This is a genomic window from Arthrobacter sp. P4_F10 (assembly GCF_056401435.1).
On sequence record NZ_JBFUJJ010000004.1, the window covers coordinates 115,093 to 131,854 of the forward strand.

Annotated in this window: 15 protein-coding genes; 5 read left to right on the forward strand and 10 right to left on the reverse strand. The window is 68.8% G+C overall.

Annotation, left to right across the window (positions count from 1 at the left end; all coding sequences use genetic code 11):
• Positions 1-18: 18 nt before the first annotated feature.
• The 5 genes from tsaB to AC1DR1_RS06630 form a co-directional block, all read right to left on the reverse strand.
• Positions 19-690, reverse strand: a complete 672-nt coding sequence (gene tsaB, locus AC1DR1_RS06610) for a tRNA (adenosine(37)-N6)-threonylcarbamoyltransferase complex dimerization subunit type 1 TsaB (protein ID WP_229994806.1) — start codon at positions 688-690, stop codon at positions 19-21.
• On the reverse strand, positions 690-1,463 hold the full coding sequence (gene tsaE / locus AC1DR1_RS06615; RefSeq protein ID WP_414645484.1) for a tRNA (adenosine(37)-N6)-threonylcarbamoyltransferase complex ATPase subunit type 1 TsaE: 774 nt from the start codon (positions 1,461-1,463) through the stop codon (positions 690-692). The genes tsaB and tsaE overlap by 1 nt, the downstream gene beginning before the upstream one ends.
• Positions 1,460-2,680 carry an alanine racemase gene (alr, locus tag AC1DR1_RS06620; RefSeq protein WP_364745612.1) on the reverse strand — a complete coding sequence of 407 codons (1,221 nt, stop codon included), beginning with the start codon at positions 2,678-2,680 and terminating at the stop codon, positions 1,460-1,462. Before alr ends, tsaE begins: the two co-directional genes overlap by 4 nt.
• Positions 2,681-3,070: 390 nt before the next feature.
• Positions 3,071-3,514 (reverse strand): VOC family protein, encoded by a 444-nt coding sequence (locus AC1DR1_RS06625; protein WP_364745610.1) that lies wholly within the window; start codon positions 3,512-3,514, stop codon positions 3,071-3,073.
• A 232-nt stretch (positions 3,515-3,746) separates the two neighbouring features.
• A complete protein-coding gene (locus tag AC1DR1_RS06630; RefSeq protein WP_229994810.1) occupies positions 3,747-4,211 on the reverse strand; it encodes a phage tail protein in 465 nt (154 codons plus the stop codon).
• Positions 4,212-4,522: 311 nt separating this feature from the next.
• Here AC1DR1_RS06630 and AC1DR1_RS06635 point away from each other — a divergent pair, with 311 nt between their 5' ends.
• Positions 4,523-4,864: a YciI family protein gene (locus tag AC1DR1_RS06635; RefSeq protein WP_476992356.1), complete on the forward strand. Its 342-nt coding sequence runs from the start codon at positions 4,523-4,525 to the stop codon at positions 4,862-4,864.
• 178 nt (positions 4,865-5,042) lie between these two features.
• Here the strand turns inward: AC1DR1_RS06635 and AC1DR1_RS06640 are convergent, their stop codons facing one another.
• Positions 5,043-6,134 (reverse strand): carbohydrate kinase family protein, encoded by a 1,092-nt coding sequence (locus AC1DR1_RS06640; protein ID WP_476992357.1) that lies wholly within the window; start codon positions 6,132-6,134, stop codon positions 5,043-5,045.
• A gap of 80 nt (positions 6,135-6,214) precedes the next feature.
• Between AC1DR1_RS06640 and AC1DR1_RS06645 the strand changes: the two genes are divergently transcribed.
• A complete protein-coding gene (locus AC1DR1_RS06645) occupies positions 6,215-7,639 on the forward strand; it encodes a family 4 glycosyl hydrolase (protein WP_364745604.1) in 1,425 nt (474 codons plus the stop codon).
• A 75-nt stretch (positions 7,640-7,714) separates the two neighbouring features.
• On the opposite strand, the gene AC1DR1_RS06650 is transcribed toward AC1DR1_RS06645, so the two are convergent.
• The gene (locus AC1DR1_RS06650; protein ID WP_476966111.1) at positions 7,715-8,278 is read right to left on the reverse strand and encodes an N-acetyltransferase family protein; all 564 of its coding nucleotides are present in this window, start codon (positions 8,276-8,278) and stop codon (positions 7,715-7,717) included.
• A 123-nt stretch (positions 8,279-8,401) separates the two neighbouring features.
• Between AC1DR1_RS06650 and mshA the strand changes: the two genes are divergently transcribed.
• From mshA to AC1DR1_RS06665, 3 genes are all read left to right on the forward strand, one after another.
• On the forward strand, positions 8,402-9,667 hold the full coding sequence (mshA, locus tag AC1DR1_RS06655) for a D-inositol-3-phosphate glycosyltransferase (protein WP_229994818.1): 1,266 nt from the start codon (positions 8,402-8,404) through the stop codon (positions 9,665-9,667).
• A 76-nt stretch (positions 9,668-9,743) separates the two neighbouring features.
• A complete protein-coding gene (locus AC1DR1_RS06660) occupies positions 9,744-11,456 on the forward strand; it encodes a formate--tetrahydrofolate ligase (RefSeq protein ID WP_476992358.1) in 1,713 nt (570 codons plus the stop codon).
• A gap of 145 nt (positions 11,457-11,601) precedes the next feature.
• Positions 11,602-12,519 (forward strand): DUF559 domain-containing protein, encoded by a 918-nt coding sequence (locus AC1DR1_RS06665; RefSeq protein WP_229992825.1) that lies wholly within the window; start codon positions 11,602-11,604, stop codon positions 12,517-12,519.
• An 85-nt stretch (positions 12,520-12,604) separates the two neighbouring features.
• Here the strand turns inward: AC1DR1_RS06665 and AC1DR1_RS06670 are convergent, their stop codons facing one another.
• The 3 genes from AC1DR1_RS06670 to treZ all read right to left on the reverse strand — a co-directional run bounded on the left by AC1DR1_RS06670 (position 12,605) and on the right by treZ (position 16,725).
• Positions 12,605-13,690 (reverse strand): inositol-3-phosphate synthase, encoded by a 1,086-nt coding sequence (locus AC1DR1_RS06670; protein WP_090575433.1) that lies wholly within the window; start codon positions 13,688-13,690, stop codon positions 12,605-12,607.
• Between the two features lie 176 nt (positions 13,691-13,866).
• Positions 13,867-14,904, reverse strand: a complete 1,038-nt coding sequence (gene mgrA / locus AC1DR1_RS06675; protein ID WP_229992824.1) for an L-glyceraldehyde 3-phosphate reductase — start codon at positions 14,902-14,904, stop codon at positions 13,867-13,869.
• A gap of 15 nt (positions 14,905-14,919) precedes the next feature.
• Positions 14,920-16,725, reverse strand: a complete 1,806-nt coding sequence (treZ, locus tag AC1DR1_RS06680) for a malto-oligosyltrehalose trehalohydrolase (RefSeq protein WP_476992359.1) — start codon at positions 16,723-16,725, stop codon at positions 14,920-14,922.
• Positions 16,726-16,762: the final 37 nt, after the last annotated feature.

A 16,762-nucleotide genomic window follows, 5' to 3' on the forward strand; every position in this document is an offset into this window, starting at 1 on the left:
GCGCGGCGCGTTCCGGGCTCACAGGGCACGCTTCCTTGGTCCGGGCACCTGGGCGTCGGATTCGCGCAGGTACAGGGGGGTGGAGTCCAGGAGCTGTTCCCCCGCTGCGAGCCGGGCGAGCGCGAACTGGCCCAGCGAGAGGGCCTCCGGCTGCCGGGTGCTGAATTCGGTGACCGCCTTGACGACGTCGGAGTAGATTCCGGCCCCGGCACCGTAGACGGGCAGGTCCGGCAGATCCGCGGCGAATCCCACGTGCGGCCCGTCCGCCAGGTGCGGCAGCTGGGCATCGGAGAGGGTATACCGGGCCCAGTACACTTCCTTGCGGCGCGCATCGGTGGCGACAATGAACTCCGCGGCCGAGTCGGTGGATTCGGCTACTTCCAGGGCGATCGCGTCCAGGCTCATGACGCCGTACAGCGGCTTGCCCCAGACAAAGGCGAGGGTGCGGGCGGTGACGATCCCGGAACGCAGTCCCGTGAACGGTCCGGGGCCGACGCCGGTGACGATTGCGTCGACGTCGCGGCCGCTGACGCCGGCCTCGGCCAGGAGCTCGTCGATCCCCGGGGCCAGGACCTCCGCGTGGGTGCGCGTGTCTGCGGTGGCGAAGCTGGCGAGCACGGATTCCGGCGCGTCATCGGAGACCAGCGCGGCGCTGGCGACGGCCGAGGTGTCGATGGCGAGGATCAGCATCAGGAGTTCCGTTCCGGGGTCTGGGGCGTGGTCTCGGGCACGGGCTCGGTGGCGGGCCCGGGTGCGGTGGCGGGCCCGGGTGCGGTGACGGGTCCGGGTGCGGTGACGGGCACGGGTGCGGTGGCGGGCCCGGATCCGCTGGCGGGCACGGGCTCGACGACGCCGGGCAGCGCCGGCGCTTCGGCCCAGCGCGGGCCGAAGCCGCGGATCACCACGGACCGCGGCTCGTCGTCGTCGTCCGTGTCGAAATCCAGCACGCCGGGATCGGCAGCGGAATCGGCCGCCGCGCGCGGTGCCCCGGCGGGCTGGGCCACGGCGGGCATGCCCGCGGCGCCTATGCCCGCGGCGCCCCCGCGCGGCCGGTGGAGTTCCACCTCAAGCCGGCTGTCGCTCAGGTGCTCAACCCGGCCGCGGCCCCATTCGACCACCGTCACGGCGCTGTCCATGGTGTTTTCGAGATCGATGTCATCGATTTCGGCGGCCGACTCCAGCCGGTAGGCGTCCACATGCACCAGGTCCGGCCCGCCCGGCCGGGGTCCTCCGGGCAGATTGGGGTGGATCCGCACCAGGACAAAGGTCGGCGAAATGATGCCTGCCCGCACGCCCAGTCCTTCCCCCAGCCCCTGCGTGAAGGTGGTCTTGCCCGCACCCAGTTCGCCGGTCAGGACCAGCAGGTCGCCCGTTTCCAGCACGGCGCCGAGGGCCGCGGCGAGCGCGTGCGTCTGCGCCGCCGTCCGGACCTCAAGGCTCCGTTCCCACGCGGGCCCGCTCACGGCCGCTCTTCGCCGGCGGAGGGTTCTTCGTTGAGGTAGCGGCGCGGCACCCGGGGGCTGATCCTGGTGACGATCTCGTAGTTGTTGGTGCCGGCAGCCCTGGCCCAGTCATCGGCCGTGGGTCCGCCGTCGGCGCCGTCGCCGAACAGCACCGCCTCGGCCCCGAGGATGCTCGGGCCTCCGGCCGCCACATGGCGGGGGCCGAGGTCGATCACCATCTGGTCCATCGCGATGCGCCCTACGACCGGATAGTTCACGCCCTCGACCCGGACCGGACCGCCGGTGGCAATGCGCGGCACGCCGTCGGCGTAGCCCAGCGGGATGAGCCCGAGGGTGCTGACGCCGTCCGTGCGGTAATTCAGGCCGTAGGAAACGCCCTGCCCGGCGGGCACGTCCTTGCAGTGCGAAACCACAGTGCGGACCGTCATGGCCGGGCGCAGACCGAGCTCGGCCGGGGTTTGTCCTTCGAACGGGGACAGCCCGTACAGGCCCAGGCCCACGCGGACCAGGTCAAAGTGGGTGTCCGGCCGGGAGAGGGCGGCCGGGGTGTTGGCCAGGTGGCGGACCTCGGGGTCCACGCCGGCGTCCTGGGCAACTGCGAGGACCTGACGGAACGCGGCGAGCTGCTCGTCGGTTTCGGGCCGTTCGGGTTCGTCGGCGACGGCCAGATGGGAGAAGATCCCCACGACCCGGAGCAGGCCCTGGTCCTGGTGTTCCATGGCTTCACCCACCAGGCTGTCCCAGGCGTCGAGGGTGGCGCCGTTGCGGCCGAGCCCGGTGTCGACCTTCAGATGAACGCGGGCGGGCCGTTCCTGTTCGCGGGCGGCGGCCACGATCCGGTCCAGTTCCCAGCCCGAGCAGCCGATGTCGATTCCGGCGGCCACTGCGGCGGCGAAGTTGCTGTCCGGGGTGTGCAGCCAGGCCAGCAGCGGCGCCTCGATCCCGGCGGCGCGCAGGGCGAGGGCCTCGGAGATGTGGGCCACGCCCAGCCAACTGGCCCCCGCACCGAGGGCCGCCCGGGCCACCTGGACGGCACCGTGCCCGTAGGCGTCGGCCTTGACCACGGCCATGACCTGCGCGGGTGAGGCCACGGCTGCGAGGCGGCGGACGTTGTGCCGGATGGCGTCGAGGTCGATTACGGCCGAGCGCTCCTCAGCGTGGGCCGGCACTGCCGCCGATCCGGGCAGGAGATCGCCTGTTGCTGCTTGGTAAGTCACTTAACGATTCTAGGCGCGGCGCCGCGGGCCAAATAATCGGAGGCCCCGGCCACAACTGGACATGCCCTTCCTCCCCGCGGGACATGCCCATTCTTCACGCCCACGAATGCGCACAACGGGAACAGGCCCACGCCTCGGCCCCAGCAGAGGACATGCCCACAGGTGGCAGCAACCCGGACCGGCACCCACCGCGGGACATGCCCATTCTTCACGCCCACGAATGCACAACGGGTACAGAGTGCTCTCTCGTGAACGTCGCAACACCTACCTGAACGTGGTGTTTATTGTGGGCCGTTCACGGCGAACGAACGATTGCGAGACTGGCTGATTTAAGATTCACAGGGTTTGCATCGCCCCTTCGTGCTGCATCGCTGGTTTGGCGGACAGCGGTCAGCCGATCCGCTCGGCCAGGGACACGATAATCCCCTCCGGACCGCGCACATAGGCCATGCGCCAGATGTGCTCGTACTGGCCGATGCCGCCGACCAGCCCGTAGCCGTCCGCGGCCAGCCGGTCGACGGTCCCCTGGAGGTCGTCGACCTCGAAGGCCACGTTGCGCAGCCCCAACTCATTGGCCATCGCCGCGGGCGATCCGGGCTGGTGGTCGGGCCGGACAAAGCTCGAGAGCTCCACCCGGGTACCTCCGTCGGGCGGCCGCAGCATGACGATCTCGGTGCGGGAGTCGGGGATGCCGATGACCGTGTCGAGGAACTCGCCCTCCACGAACATCCGCGTGCCCTCGACCTCGAGACCCAGCCCGACGAAGAACGCCGTCACCGCGTTGAGATCGGCAACAGTGATACCGACATGATCGAAACGTCGTACATGTGACATGAGGTCCATCCTCCGGTGCTCATCTTGTCGATCCGTCCGAAGGGACGGAGCCGACGGGGATTCCCAACACAATCATCGGCGAAATCCTTCCGGCGCCCTGATTGAACAATCCGAAGGATTGGCAGACTGCCCCTTCTCCGACAAACACCGCGATGCTGGCCTGAGTCCCGCCGGTGCGGGACGCCAGCCCGCAGCGGTCGCGGCGTCGCCCAAGACGCGGCGGTGAGCCCGGTCAGTACTCGCCCTTAATGACGAAGTAAGAGCCGCGGATAACGCCCGCCAGCTTCGACTTCTGGCGAGCGAACTTGAAGCGTGAGGCCAGTTCCTCCGGAATCTCCATGCCCTCGGCAAGTTTGAATCCGACCGCTCGCTTCCCGCCTTCCTCGATGCTGTACATGACGTTGATCGACAGCCCCGACTCGTAGAACACATAAGCCATCCGCAAACCGTCGACTTCGAACGCGGTCGCTTCGAGCGGGCGGGAGCCGATGACGATGTCACGCTCGTCCCTGAGGATGCGGCTCACCCTGTCGACCACCTCAGGCACCTCGTCTGCAGGGCTCACGGTGAAGACGTGGCCGTACTTGTTCCGGTAATAGCGGCCCTCGTTGGCGCGCAACCCGGCCAAGGCCTCGGCGACAGGAGACGATTCCAAGCCGACAGTAGAAACGTTCTCGAAGTCAACGATGTACGGCATGCGGGCCTCCTGGTCAGATGTGCTGGGACCAATCTAACGCGACGACGTGCTGCCCGGACGTCAGAACGCACGTGCGTAGCGCGCCGATCCCCGTGACGGCCGACGCGGATAGGCGCAAAGCTGGGTTCCGGTCCAGCAGCCGGTGAAGGGGCCCTATAAGCACACGATTCGGATCGTTAGAAACCTCCGATGTTGAGGCGGATCCGTGAGCGGGCACCGGCATCCGCGGGACCGCCGAGATCTTTGCGCGGCACGATGGCATCGGCGAGGATGAATGTGATCGCCCGTGCTGTGAGGAAGGAGTCGACGCGATGACCAAGTATCTGATCTCGTTTCCGAGTGCCGCCATGGTCTTTCCTGACGAAGACCTGCAGGCCGTTTCGGATGCGGCGCATGCGGTCGTTCAGGAGGCGAAGGACGCCGGCGTCTGGGTGTTCGGCGGCGGCATCGATGAGAGCATCCCGCCCGTCATGGTCGACGGCGATGGGACGGTGAGCGAGGGCACCCACCCGCAGACGACACAGCTCGAAGGCGGCTACTCGGTGCTGGAGCTGCCCTCGTACGATGCGGCCTTGGAGTGGGCCGCGACGATCGCGGTCGCCTGCCGTTGCGCGCAGGAAGTGCGCGCTTTCCAATACGACCCCGCCAGCTAGGTCTCGGCCGGGTCTCCTCGTCGCTGGACTCGCGGTCGACATATTCGCGATCGCACGGATTTGTCGCGCTCGACGACCCACGAATGCGCACAACGGGCACGGGTCCACGCATTTGGCTTGAACGGAGGACATGTCCAGTGGTAACAGCAACGGCCCCGCCCAGGGCCCCCCGGCCCGTCTACGCGTCGGACAGGTGGGCGATGGTCGCCGTCGCCCGCCGCTGCGCCTCGGGCGGGACATCGCGCACGATCTCTTCCAGGAAGCGGTAGCGGCGAAGCCATTGGCTGCCCTGCCGTTCCTTCCGGGCGTTGGCCCGCTGCCACCAGTCGGCAATGTCCCCCCAGCCGGGTGCGGCAAGTGAGCCGCCAACCTCCTGGACGGCCAGGGCGGCGCACAGATTGGCGAAGCGGAGCCGGTCTCCCAGCGGCCAGCGGGCCAGGGAACCGACAATGAATGCCGCACCGAAGCAGTCACCGGCACCGGTGGGATCGTAGGCCCGGACAGGCAGGGACGGGACCCACTCTTCCTCCCCCGTTTCCGAATCCACGGCCATGGACCCCTGGGCGCCGAGGGTGACCACCGCCACCGGAACCCTCTCTGCGAGCGAGTACAGCGCGGACCAGGGGTCGTCGCGGCCGGTGAAGTTCATAGCCTCATGCTGGTTCGGCATGAAGGCGTGGAAGTACTTCAGGTTGTCCAGCCGGGTCGAGGACCACGCGCCGGTGGGGTCCCAGCCGACATCGCCAAACAGCAGGACGCCGTTCTTGTGCGCGTCGACAGCCCACGGTTCGAGTTCCTCCCCCAGCTCCGCAACGGCTGCGATCGCCGGCGGCGGGCATCCGACCAGCTCGGTGGAGGTCACCGGTGCCGGGTGCCCGTGCGTCACCATGGACCGGTCCTTCTCCACGCTCAAGGACACCGTGACGGGCGAATGCCAGCCCGGCACACGCCGCGACRGGGACAGGTCCACATGTTCCTGGGCGGCGAGGATCTTCCAGTTGTAGTCGCCGTAGCCGTCATCGCCGAACGCGGCGGCAAGACCGGTCCGCAGTCCCAGCCGGGACGCGGCGATCGCCTGGTTGGCGACACCCCCGGGGCAGCTGCCCATCCCGTCGCTCCAGATTTCCGTTCCGGGCTGCGGCGCGTGGGGCAGCCCGGTGAAGATAATGTCCTGGAACACCGTCCCGGTCAGGAGCAGGTCGAACCCGTCCGCGGCCGGGCTGCGGACGGCAGAGAGCGGATCAAAGCGCCGCGCCGGGGTCGCGTCCATATACGGCACACTACGCTGTACCGCCGTCGAGGGAAACCGCAGGAACCGGGGCCCTGGCCTGCGGGGAATAGACTGTCCGCATGCGGCTCACGATCGCCGGCGGGGGCGGGTTCCGGGTCCCCCTGGTTTACCGGGCGCTCTCTACCGGCCCTTTCGCGGGGCTGGTGCGGGAGCTGGTGCTCTACGACGTCGATCCCGCCAGGCTGGCGGCCATCGAGGCGGTCCTGGCCTCCCTGGCCCAGCAGGGTCCGCCGGGTTCCGGCCCTCAGGTCCGTGCCGTGTCCTCGCTCCCCGAGGCCCTCGACGGCGCAGACATGGTCTTCGCCGCCATCCGGCCCGGCGGCACGGCCGGGCGGACCGCCGACGAGCGGATCGCCCTGGACCTCGGACTCCTGGGCCAGGAAACCACAGGCCCCGGCGGCATCTCTTACGCTCTGCGGTCCATTCCGCCGATGCTGCGGCTCGCGGAGGAAATGCGGAGCCGCTGCCCCGCGGCGTGGCTGCTCAATTTCACCAACCCCGCCGGCATGGTCACCGAGGCCCTGGCCCCGGTGCTCGGGCCCAAGGTGATCGGAATTTGCGACTCCGCCAGCGGCCTGGTGCACCGCGCGGCGCGGGCTGCCGGCGTCGCCCTGCCGGAAGGAACGCTCGACGGCGTGGGCTACTACGGCCTGAACCACCTCGGCTGGCTATACCGGCTGGAGGACGGAGGCCGGGACGCCCTCCCGGAGCTGCTCGCGGACCCTGCAGCGCTGTCAGGATTCGAGGAAGGCCGGTTGTTCCCGCCCGGGTTGCTGGCCGAGCTCGGCTGCCTGCCGAACGAATACCTCTTCTACTACTACGACACCGCTCGAGCGGTGGCCGGCATGCGCGCAGCAGAGCAGACCCGAGGGGAATCCATCGCCCGGCAGCAGGCCGAGCTCTATCCCCGGCTGGCTGCCGCCGGACCGGATGCTTTTGCACTTTGGGACGCCGCCCGGCTCTCACGCGAGGAAGGCTATCTCGCTGAAGCCCGCGCCTCCGGGGAACGCCGTGACGAGACCGACCTCGCGGGCGGCGGCTACGAGCGGGTGGCCCTGGCGGCCATGCGCGCCCTCTCCGGAGGCGGCGCGGCGGACCTGATCCTCAACACGCGCAACACTGTCAACGCCGCCGGGTCCGCGGCACCGGAAGCGGGCGCCGCCGGGTCAGCGGCGCAGGCGGTGCCGGCGGTGCCGGGATTGCCGGCCGACGCCGTCGTCGAAGTTCCGTGCACGGTGACGCCCGACGGCGCTGTGCCGGTCCCGCAGGATCGTCCCGCACCGGCACAACTGGAGCTGATGCGGCGCGTCAAGGAAGTCGAACGGCTCGTGGTGGAGGCGGCGACGGCCGGACGGCGGGAGGCAGCCCTCGCCGCGTTCGCCAGGCATCCGCTGGTGGATTCGGAGGTCCTCGCCGGCAAACTGCTGGCCGGTTATGAAGCCGCGTTCCCGGAGCTGGGCCGTCTCTGGCACGGCGGCCAGTAACGGCCCGGGGCAGGAACGCTCGCGGCCAGTAACGACCCGCGGCGGTAACGATCCGCGGCCAGCGGGCCAGAACCCCTACAGCTTTCGGTACATCACATGCAGGCCCACATAGCCCAGTTCCGGGTGGTTGAACGCCTCGGGAATGGTCGCGAGCACTTCGAAACCCATGGATTTCCAGGCGGCAACGGCCCGGACATTGCTCTCCACCACGGCGTTGAACTGCATGGCCCGGAAGCCGGCGTCGCGCGCGGCCTCGAGCGAATAGGCGCAGAGGGCCCGGGCCAGTCCGCGGCCGGCCTGGGCGGGATGGACCATGTAGCCCGCATTGGCGACATGGCTGCCGCCGCCGCCCTGGTTGGGGTGCAGCTCGCCGGTGCCAAGGATGGCACCCCCTGTCCGGTCACTGTCGCTGTCGCCGGGCCCGTCGGCGACAGCGACGAACGTCTGGCCCGGCGCCTGCTTGAACCAGCGCCCGCGGGCCTCGTCCTCCGCGGTGTCCCGGTCCCAGGTAAAAGTCTCCCCGGCCCGGATGACCGGTTCCAGGATCGCCCAGATCCCCGGCCAGTCCTCCGCGCGGGCCTCCCGGATTGACCAGCCGGCTGCACGTTCAGGTTCTGTCGTTGCGCTCACAGCGGCCACGTTAGCAGTAAGCCCTGGTCTGGGAACGGACCCGTGGCGCGGTCCGGGAACGGAGCCGTGAACCAGCCGGCACTTCAGGAGTAATGTTTTATCGACATGCAGTCTGCAGAGGAAAGGGGAACCGTGTCGCTGATCCGCCGCGTCGCTTTCCTTTCCCTGCACACCTCGCCCATGGAGCAGCCCGGCTCCGGCGACGCCGGCGGAATGAACGTGTACGTCCGGGCACTGGCCGCGGCCCTGGCCGAGACCGGCGTGGAAGTGGAGATCTTCACCCGGTCCACCTCGGCCACGCAGCCCGCCGTCGAACACCCGTCCCCGGGCGTGTGCGTACACAACGTCCTCGCCGGCCCGCCACGGAAGCTGCCCAAGGAGGAGCTCCCAGGGCTGCTGCACAGCATGGTCGCCGAGATCGACCGGATCCGCCAGCTCCAGCCGCACGGCCGGTATGACGTCATCCATTCCCACTACTGGGTGTCCGGGGTGGCCGGGCTGGAGCTCGCAGAGCTGTGGCGGCTGCCTCTCGTCCACACCATGCACACGATGGCGAAGGTCAAGAACCAGCTCCTCGAGTCCGGCGAGCAGCCCGAACCGCGGCGGCGTGAGGACGGCGAGCACCGGATTGTCGACGGCGCAACCCGGCTGATCGCCAATACCGGCACCGAAGCGGCCGAGCTGGTCTCGCACTATAACGCCGACATCGACCGCATCGACGTCGCGCCGCCGGGGGTGGACTTGGCGGTCTTCACGCCGTCCTTCAGGAACCGCGCCCGGGCCCAGCACGGCGTCGTCCCGGGCAAGTTCCATCTGCTCTTCGCGGGCCGGATCCAGCGGCTCAAGGGCCCGCAGATCCTGATCAAGGCGGCCGCGCTCCTGCGTTCCCGGCGTCCGGACATCGACCTGCAGCTGACCATCCTGGGGGCCGTCAGCGGCGCCAAGGACTTCAATCTCAAGGCGCTGATCACCGCCGCCGGAATGGACGACGTCGCCACCCACCATCCGCCGGTGAACGCCCCGGAGCTGGCCGGCTGGTACCGGTCGGCCGACGTCGTGGTGATGCCCTCCTACAGCGAATCCTTCGGTCTGGTGGCCTTGGAGGCGCAGGCCTGCGGGACGCCCGTCCTCGCCACGAAAGTGGGCGGCCTCTCCCGCGCCGTCCAGGACGGCCGGACGGGGATGCTGATCGAGGGTCACAAGGCCAGCGACTGGGCGGACGCCCTCGAAGAGCTCTTCGACGACCCCCAAACGCGCACCGACATGGGGCACACCGCGGCGCTCCACGCGGAGGATTTCGGCTGGCAGCACACCGCCGCCATCACGCTGGACAGCTACCACACCGCCGTGAGCCAGTATTTTGGAAGCCTGACCATCCCGGTGGGCCACACGCCCTGAACCGGATCCGCCCCGCCCCCGCCCGGCAACACCGGGCCGGGACCAACCCGCCGACGCCACGAGCCGAAGGACAACGATGTCTGAGACCACCACTGCCGGGAACAACGTGCCCAGTGACCTGGAGATTGCCCAGCGGGCAGTCATGAAGCCGATCGGGGAGATTGCGGCGGCCGCCGGCATCAACCCGGACGCGCTGGAACTGTACGGACCCTACAAGGCCAAGATCGATCCGGCGAAGCTGACCGTTCCGGCGGGCGCCCCCATGCGGGCCCCCGGCAAGGTGGTGCTGGTCTCCGCGATGTCGCCCACCCCGGCCGGCGAGGGCAAGTCCACCACCACGGTGGGGCTCGCTGATTCCCTGGCCCGTGCCGGGCACCGCGTGATGATCGCGCTGCGCGAACCCTCGCTCGGCCCCATCCTGGGCATGAAGGGCGGCGCCACCGGCGGCGGCTACTCCCAGGTGCTGCCGATGGACCAGATCAACCTGCACTTCACCGGCGACTTCCACGCCATCACCTCGGCGAACAACGCCCTCATGGCCCTCGTGGACAACCACATCTTCCAGGGCAACGAGCTCAACATCGATCCGCGCCGGATGACGTTCAAGCGGGTCCTGGACATGAACGACCGGTCCCTCCGGGAGGTGGTGATCGGCCTGGGCGGGCCGGCCCAGGGCACCCCGCGGCAGGACGGCTTCGACATCACGGTGGCATCGGAGATCATGGCCGTGTTCTGCCTCGCCACGGACCTGAACGATTTGCGCGAACGGCTGGGCCGGATCACGTTCGGCTACACCTACGACCGGCAGCCCGTCACGGTGGCCGACCTCGGCGTCCAGGGCGCCCTGACCATGCTGCTCAAAGACGCGATCAAGCCGAATCTCGTACAGACCATCGCCGGCACCCCGGCGCTGGTGCACGGCGGGCCCTTCGCCAACATCGCCCACGGCTGCAACTCCCTGATCGCCACGCAGACGGCCCGCAGCCTCGCGGACATCGTGGTCACCGAGGCCGGCTTCGGCGCGGACCTCGGTGCCGAAAAGTACATGGACATCAAGTCGCGGATGGCCGACGTCGCCCCGTCCGCCGTCGTCCTCGTGGCCACCGTCCGGGCGCTCAAGATGCACGGCGGCGTGCCGAAAGACCGGTTCACGGAGCCCAACGTGGGGGCGCTGGCCGCCGGCGTCGCCAATCTCCAGCGCCACATCCGCAACGTCGAGAAGTTCGGCATCATCCCGGTTGTGGCGGTCAACAAATTCGCCACGGACACCGCCGAGGAGCTGGACTGGCTGCTTCAGTGGTGCGCCGCGGAGGGGGTCCAGGCTGCGGTGGCCGATGTCTGGGGCCGCGGCGGTGGCGGCGACGGCGGGGACGAGCTCGCGGCGAAGGTTGCGGCCGCGATCGACACCCCGCACAGCTTCCGTCACCTGTACCCGCTGGACATGTCCGTCGAGGACAAGATCCGGACCATCGTGCAGGAGGTCTACGGCGCCGACGGCGTGGACTTCTCGGTGCCCGCGCTCAAACGGCTGGCGGAGATCGAGAAGAACGGCTGGTCCGGGATGCCCGTGTGCATGGCGAAGACCCAGTACTCCTTCAGCGACGACGCCGCCCGGCTCGGCGCCCCCAAGGGCTTCACCATCCACGTCCGGGACCTGATCCCCAAGACCGGCGCGGGCTTTATCGTGGCCCTCACCGGCGCGGTCATGACCATGCCCGGCCTGCCCAAGGTTCCCGCAGCGATGCGGATGGACGTGGACGACGCCGGCAACCCCGTCGGCCTCTTCTAACTCCCGCCCCCGCCCCCTGTCCCCTCCCGTTGCGCTATCACTTTTGGTTGCCATTCCGGTCCTTTGGCCGCTCCAAGTGATAGCGCAACCAGGGGCCTGTGGATAACCGGAGCGGGGACCATACGTTCGGACAAGAATGGTCCGCATGCACCCACCAGCACCCCTGCCGGCTCACCTTTCCGCGGCCCCGTTCACGGTCTACGAGGCGCGGGCTGCGAGCCTGGGCAGTGCCCGGCTCCGTTCCTCCGACCTCGCCTCGGCGGGCCGGCTGATCCATGTGCCTGTGGGCTGGGAGTTTGAAATCCGGAGCCTGGCCCGTGCCCTGTCGGCCGCGACGCCGGGCGCGTGGATTTCGCACCTCACGGCCGCCGTGCTGCTGGGGCTGTGGCTCCCGACGTGGTATCGCGGCTGCCGCGAACTGCATCTCAGCAAGCGCCGGACCCTGCCGCCGGTCCGGCGAGAGGGCGTGGTGGGGCATACCGTCCTCGCGTTCGACGACGAGCTCATGGTCCTGGACGGAATCCGGATGTCAACACCTGCCCGGACCTGGCTGGACCTAGCCCGTATCCTGCCGCTGGACGATCTCGTGGCGATGGGCGACCAGCTCGTGCGGCGGCCCCGCCCTGGACTGGAGAGCCGCACGGAGCCATGGACCACCCTTCCCGAGCTGAACACAATGTTGAAGCGCCACCCAAAGCTGAAGGGAATCGTGAAAGCGCGCGAGGCGACGGCACTGATCCGGCCCGGTGCCGACTCGGCCCCCGAGACATTCCTGCGCCTAGCGCTGACCGCAGCGGGGTTGCCGGAGCCGGAGTTGCAGCTCCGGATTGTGCCGGAAGACCCCTACTCCCCCGCCGCGGACCTCGGCTACCGCGCGCAGCGGGTGGCCATCCAGTACGACGGCGGCCACCACCTGACACGCGAGCAGCAGTCCCGGGACAACCGACGCGACGAATCGTTCAACGCGGCCGGCTGGCGCTATTTCAAATTCAACGCCGACGATCTGGCAGATGACTTCCGCGGCGCGGCCCAAAGAGTCCGGTCCGCCCTTCGTCCCCGTTAAACGCCGGTTGCCCTATCACTTACAGCGGCCAAACCAGAGGTTTAGGGACCGTAAGTGATAGGGCAACCGGGGAGAGGAGAGGCGGTTAGCGCTCCAGGTCGCCGCGGATGAAGGCCTCGACCTTTTCACGGGCGAGGTCGTCGTTGAACTGCTCCGGCGGGGACTTCATGAAGTAGCTCGACGCCGACACCAGAGGGCCGCCGATGCCGCGGTCCAGGCCGATCTTGGCGGCGCGGATGGCGTCGATGATCACGCCGGCGGAGTTGGGCGAGTCCCAGACTTCGAGCTTGTATTCGAGGGACACCGGGGCGTCGCCGAAGTTGCGGCCCTCGAGGCGGACGAACGCCCATTTCCGGTCATCGAGCCACTGGACGTAGTCGGACGGGCCGATGTGGACGTCCTTGGCGGCGAGCTCGGCCTCGACGTTGGAGGTCACGGCCTGGGTCTTGGAGATCTTCTTGGACTCCAGGCGGTCGCGCTCGAGCATGTTCTTGAAGTCCATGTTGCCGCCGACGTTCAGCTGGTAAGTGCGGTCCAGGGTGACGCCGCGGTCCTCGAACAGCTTGGCCATGACGCGGTGCGTGATGGTGGCACCGATCTGGCTCTTGATGTCATCGCCCACGATCGGCACGCCCGCCGCGGTGAACTTGTCCGCCCACTCCTTGGTGCCGGCCAGGAACACGGGCAGGGCGTTGACGAATGCCACACCGGCATCGATTGCGCACTGGGCGTAGAACTCGGCGGCCTGCTGGGAGCCGACCGGCAGGTAGCAGACCATGACGTCAACCTTGGCGTCCTTGAGGGCCTGGACGACGTCGACCGGTTCCTCCGGGGACTGCTCGATGGTCTCGAGGTAGTACTTGCCAAGGCCGTCCAGGGTGTGGCCGCGCTGGACGGTGACACCGGTCGGCGGGACGTCGGCGATCTTGATGGTGTTGTTTTCGCTGGCCAGGATGGCGGCGGACAGGTCCTGGCCCACCTTCTTGCCGTCGACGTCAAACGCGGCAACGAACTCGACGTCGCCGACGTGGTACTGGCCGAACTCCACGTGCATCAGGCCCGGAATCGTGGCCTTGGGGTCGGCGTCTTTGTAGTACTGGACGCCCTGGACCAGCGAAGTGGCGCAGTTACCTACGCCGACGATTGCAACACGAATCGGATGTGAAGACACGGAACTCCTTTTGAGAACAAGGGTGACCGGCGCGGCCGCACTCTGTTGTGCGGCGGCGGCAGGCGGACACGGCGCCGTGAGGCGCCCTTAGTAGTCTAGTCAACACTGCCGGGGCCGCGGTTGTTCCCCGGCGGCCCCGGCTCTTGTGTTAAGTCCGGGTTAAGTGCGGGTCCTGGCTACTTCTGGGCCCACAGGTTGATGTCGGATTCGACGGCGAACTCATCGATCGCGTCGACCTCGTCGGCCGTGAAGCCCAGGTTGTTGATCGCAGACAGGGTGTCCTCGAGCTGCCGGACGCTGGAGGCGCCGACCAGTGCGGACGTGACGGAGGAGCCCTTGCCCTGCTCGCGCAGGATCCAGGCGATGGCCATCTGCGCGAGGGACTGTCCGCGGCTCTCGGCGATCCGGTTGAGCCCGCGTACGCGGTCCAGGTTGTCCTCGGTGATCATGGATTCGTCCAGGGACTTGTCCTGGGCGGCGCGGGAGTCGGCCGGAATGCCCTTGAGGTAGCGGTCCGTGAGCATGCCCTGCGCCAGCGGCGAGAACGCGATGGATCCGGCGCCCACCTGCTCCAGCGCCTCGTAGAGGTTGGGGCTGCCGTTCTCGGTCCAGCGGTTGAGCATGGAGTAGCTGGGCTGGTGGATCAGCAGCGGCGTGCCGAGTTCCTTGAGGATCCGGGCCGCCTCGAGGGTCTGTTCCGGGGTGTAGGACGAGATGCCGGCGTACAGCGCCTTGCCGGAGCGCACGGCCTGGTCCAGGGCTCCCATGGTCTCTTCCATCGGCGTCTCGGGGTCGGGGCGGTGGCTGTAGAAGATGTCCACGTAGTCCAGGCCCATCCGGCCCAGCGACTGGTCCAGGCTGGCCAGCAGGTACTTGCGGGAGCCAAAGTTGCCGTAGGGGCCCGGCCACATGTCGTAGCCGGCCTTGGTGGAGATGATCAGTTCGTCGCGGTACGGGGCGAAGTCGTCCTTGAAGTGACGGCCAAAGTTGGTCTCGGCGCTGCCGTAGGGCGGGCCGTAGTTGTTGGCGAGGTCGAAGTGGGTGACGCCCAGGTCGAAGGCGCGGCGCAGGATGGCGCGCTGGATCTCGAACGGCTTGTCGTCGCCGAAGTTATGCCACAGGCCCAGCGAGATGGCCGGGAGGTTCAGGCCGCTGCGCCCCACGCGGCGGTAGGGCATGGAGTCGTAGCGGGTATCAGATGCCAAATATGTCATACGTCATATCCTGCCTTAGTTGGTGAGAATCGCGGCGCTGTGACCGGGGAGCTCGAGCCGGTTGGCGGACGGCTCACCGGTGGGAACCGGCTCTTCGCCGGGAGTCGGGTGCAGCCGGACGGCGTCGTCCGTGGCCAGGGCCAGAGTGGCGCCGCGGACCGGGAGCCGCCGCTCCCCGGCGGAAAAGTTCATCGCCACCTCGGTGCGGCCGCGGCGCAGCAGCAGCCAGCCCTCGTCCTCGCTGACGTCGACGACGGTGTCCTCGAAGCCGGGTTCCGTCAGGTCCGGCGTGCTGCGGCGCAGCGCGATCAGCGCCCGGTACAGCTCCAGGAGGCGGGCGTGGTCCCCTCCGGAGGCCTCGGCCCAGTCGAGCTTGGACCGGGTGAAGGTCGCCGGGTCCTGCGGATCGGGCACGACGGCGGGGTCCCAGCCCATGCGCTCGAACTCCCTGATCCGGCCCTCGGCCGTCGCCCTGCCCAGCTCCGGTTCGGGGTGGGAGGTGAAGAACTGCCACGGGGTGGTGGCCCCGTATTCCTCGCCCATGAACAGCATGGGCGTGAACGGCGCGGTCAGGGTGGCGACGGCGGCGAGCGCGAGCTGCCCGTAGCCCAGGGACTGCGACAGCCTGTCCCCGGTGGCCCGGTTGCCGATCTGGTCGTGGTTCTGGCTGCACACCACCAGCGCGGCGGGGTGGACCTGGGCCGGGTTGATGGGCCGGCCGTGGTGGCGGGCGCGGAAGCTGGAGTAGCTGCCGTCGTGGAAGAACCCGCGCTCCAGGACCTTGGCGAGGGCCCCGAGCGAGTCGAAGTCGGCGTAGTAGCCGGTGGTTTCGCCGCTGACGTTGACGTGGACGGCGTGGTGGAAGTCATCGCTCCACTGCCCGGCCAGCCCGTAGCCGTTGGTGTCCCGCGGGTAGAGCAGGCGCGGGTTGTTTAGGTCCGATTCGGCGATCATGGTCGCCGGGCGGCCCGTTTCCGCCGAGACGGCGTCCGCGAGGGCGCCGAAGTCTTCCAGCAGGTGCACGGCGCGCTCGTCCTTGAAGGCGTGCACGGCGTCCAGCCGCAGGCCGTCCACGTGGTAGTCCCGCAGCCACATGGCGGCGTTGTCCAGGATGTAGCGGCGCACCTCGTCCGACTCCGGTCCGTCCAGGTTGACGGAGTCGCCCCAGGTGTTGCCCTCCCCCGACTTCAGGTAGGGCCCGAACCGCGGAAGGTAGTTGCCGCTGGGGCCGAGGTGGTTGTAGACCACGTCCTGGATGACGCCAAGGCCGGCGGTGTGGGCGGCGTCGACGAAGCGCTGGTATGCGGCGGGCCCGCCGTAGCCTTCGTGGACGGCGTACCAGAGGACGCCGTCGTATCCCCAGTTGTGCGTGCCGTTGAACCCGTTGACCGGCAGCAGCTCCACGAAGTCGATGCCCAGCTCCGCCAGGTACTGCAGCTTCCCTGCCGCGGCGTCCAGTGTTCCCTCCGGCGTGAAGGTGCCCACGTGGAGTTCGTAGATGACGGCGCCCTTGAGCTCCCGTCCCGCCCACTGGCCATCAGCCCACTGGTGGCGTCCGGCGTCGAACGTGCGGGAGAGGGCGTGGACGCCCGTGGGCTGGCGCCGGGACCGCGGGTCCGGCAGCGGGGTGGGGTCCCCGTCCACCAGGTAGCCGTAGTCCGCCTCCCCGGAGGCGGGCGCCCCGGGGGCAGTCCACCAGCCGGGCGCCTCCCCGCCGCGGCGGGTCATGTCATACTTCCGGCCGTCAGCGAGGAGCGTGACCGCCTGCGCTTCGGGAGCCCAGAGATCGAAGCGGTCGTTTCCGTGTGCAGGCAAGGTCATGGCATTCTTCCGTTCCCCAAGTGTCGGTACGTCAAGG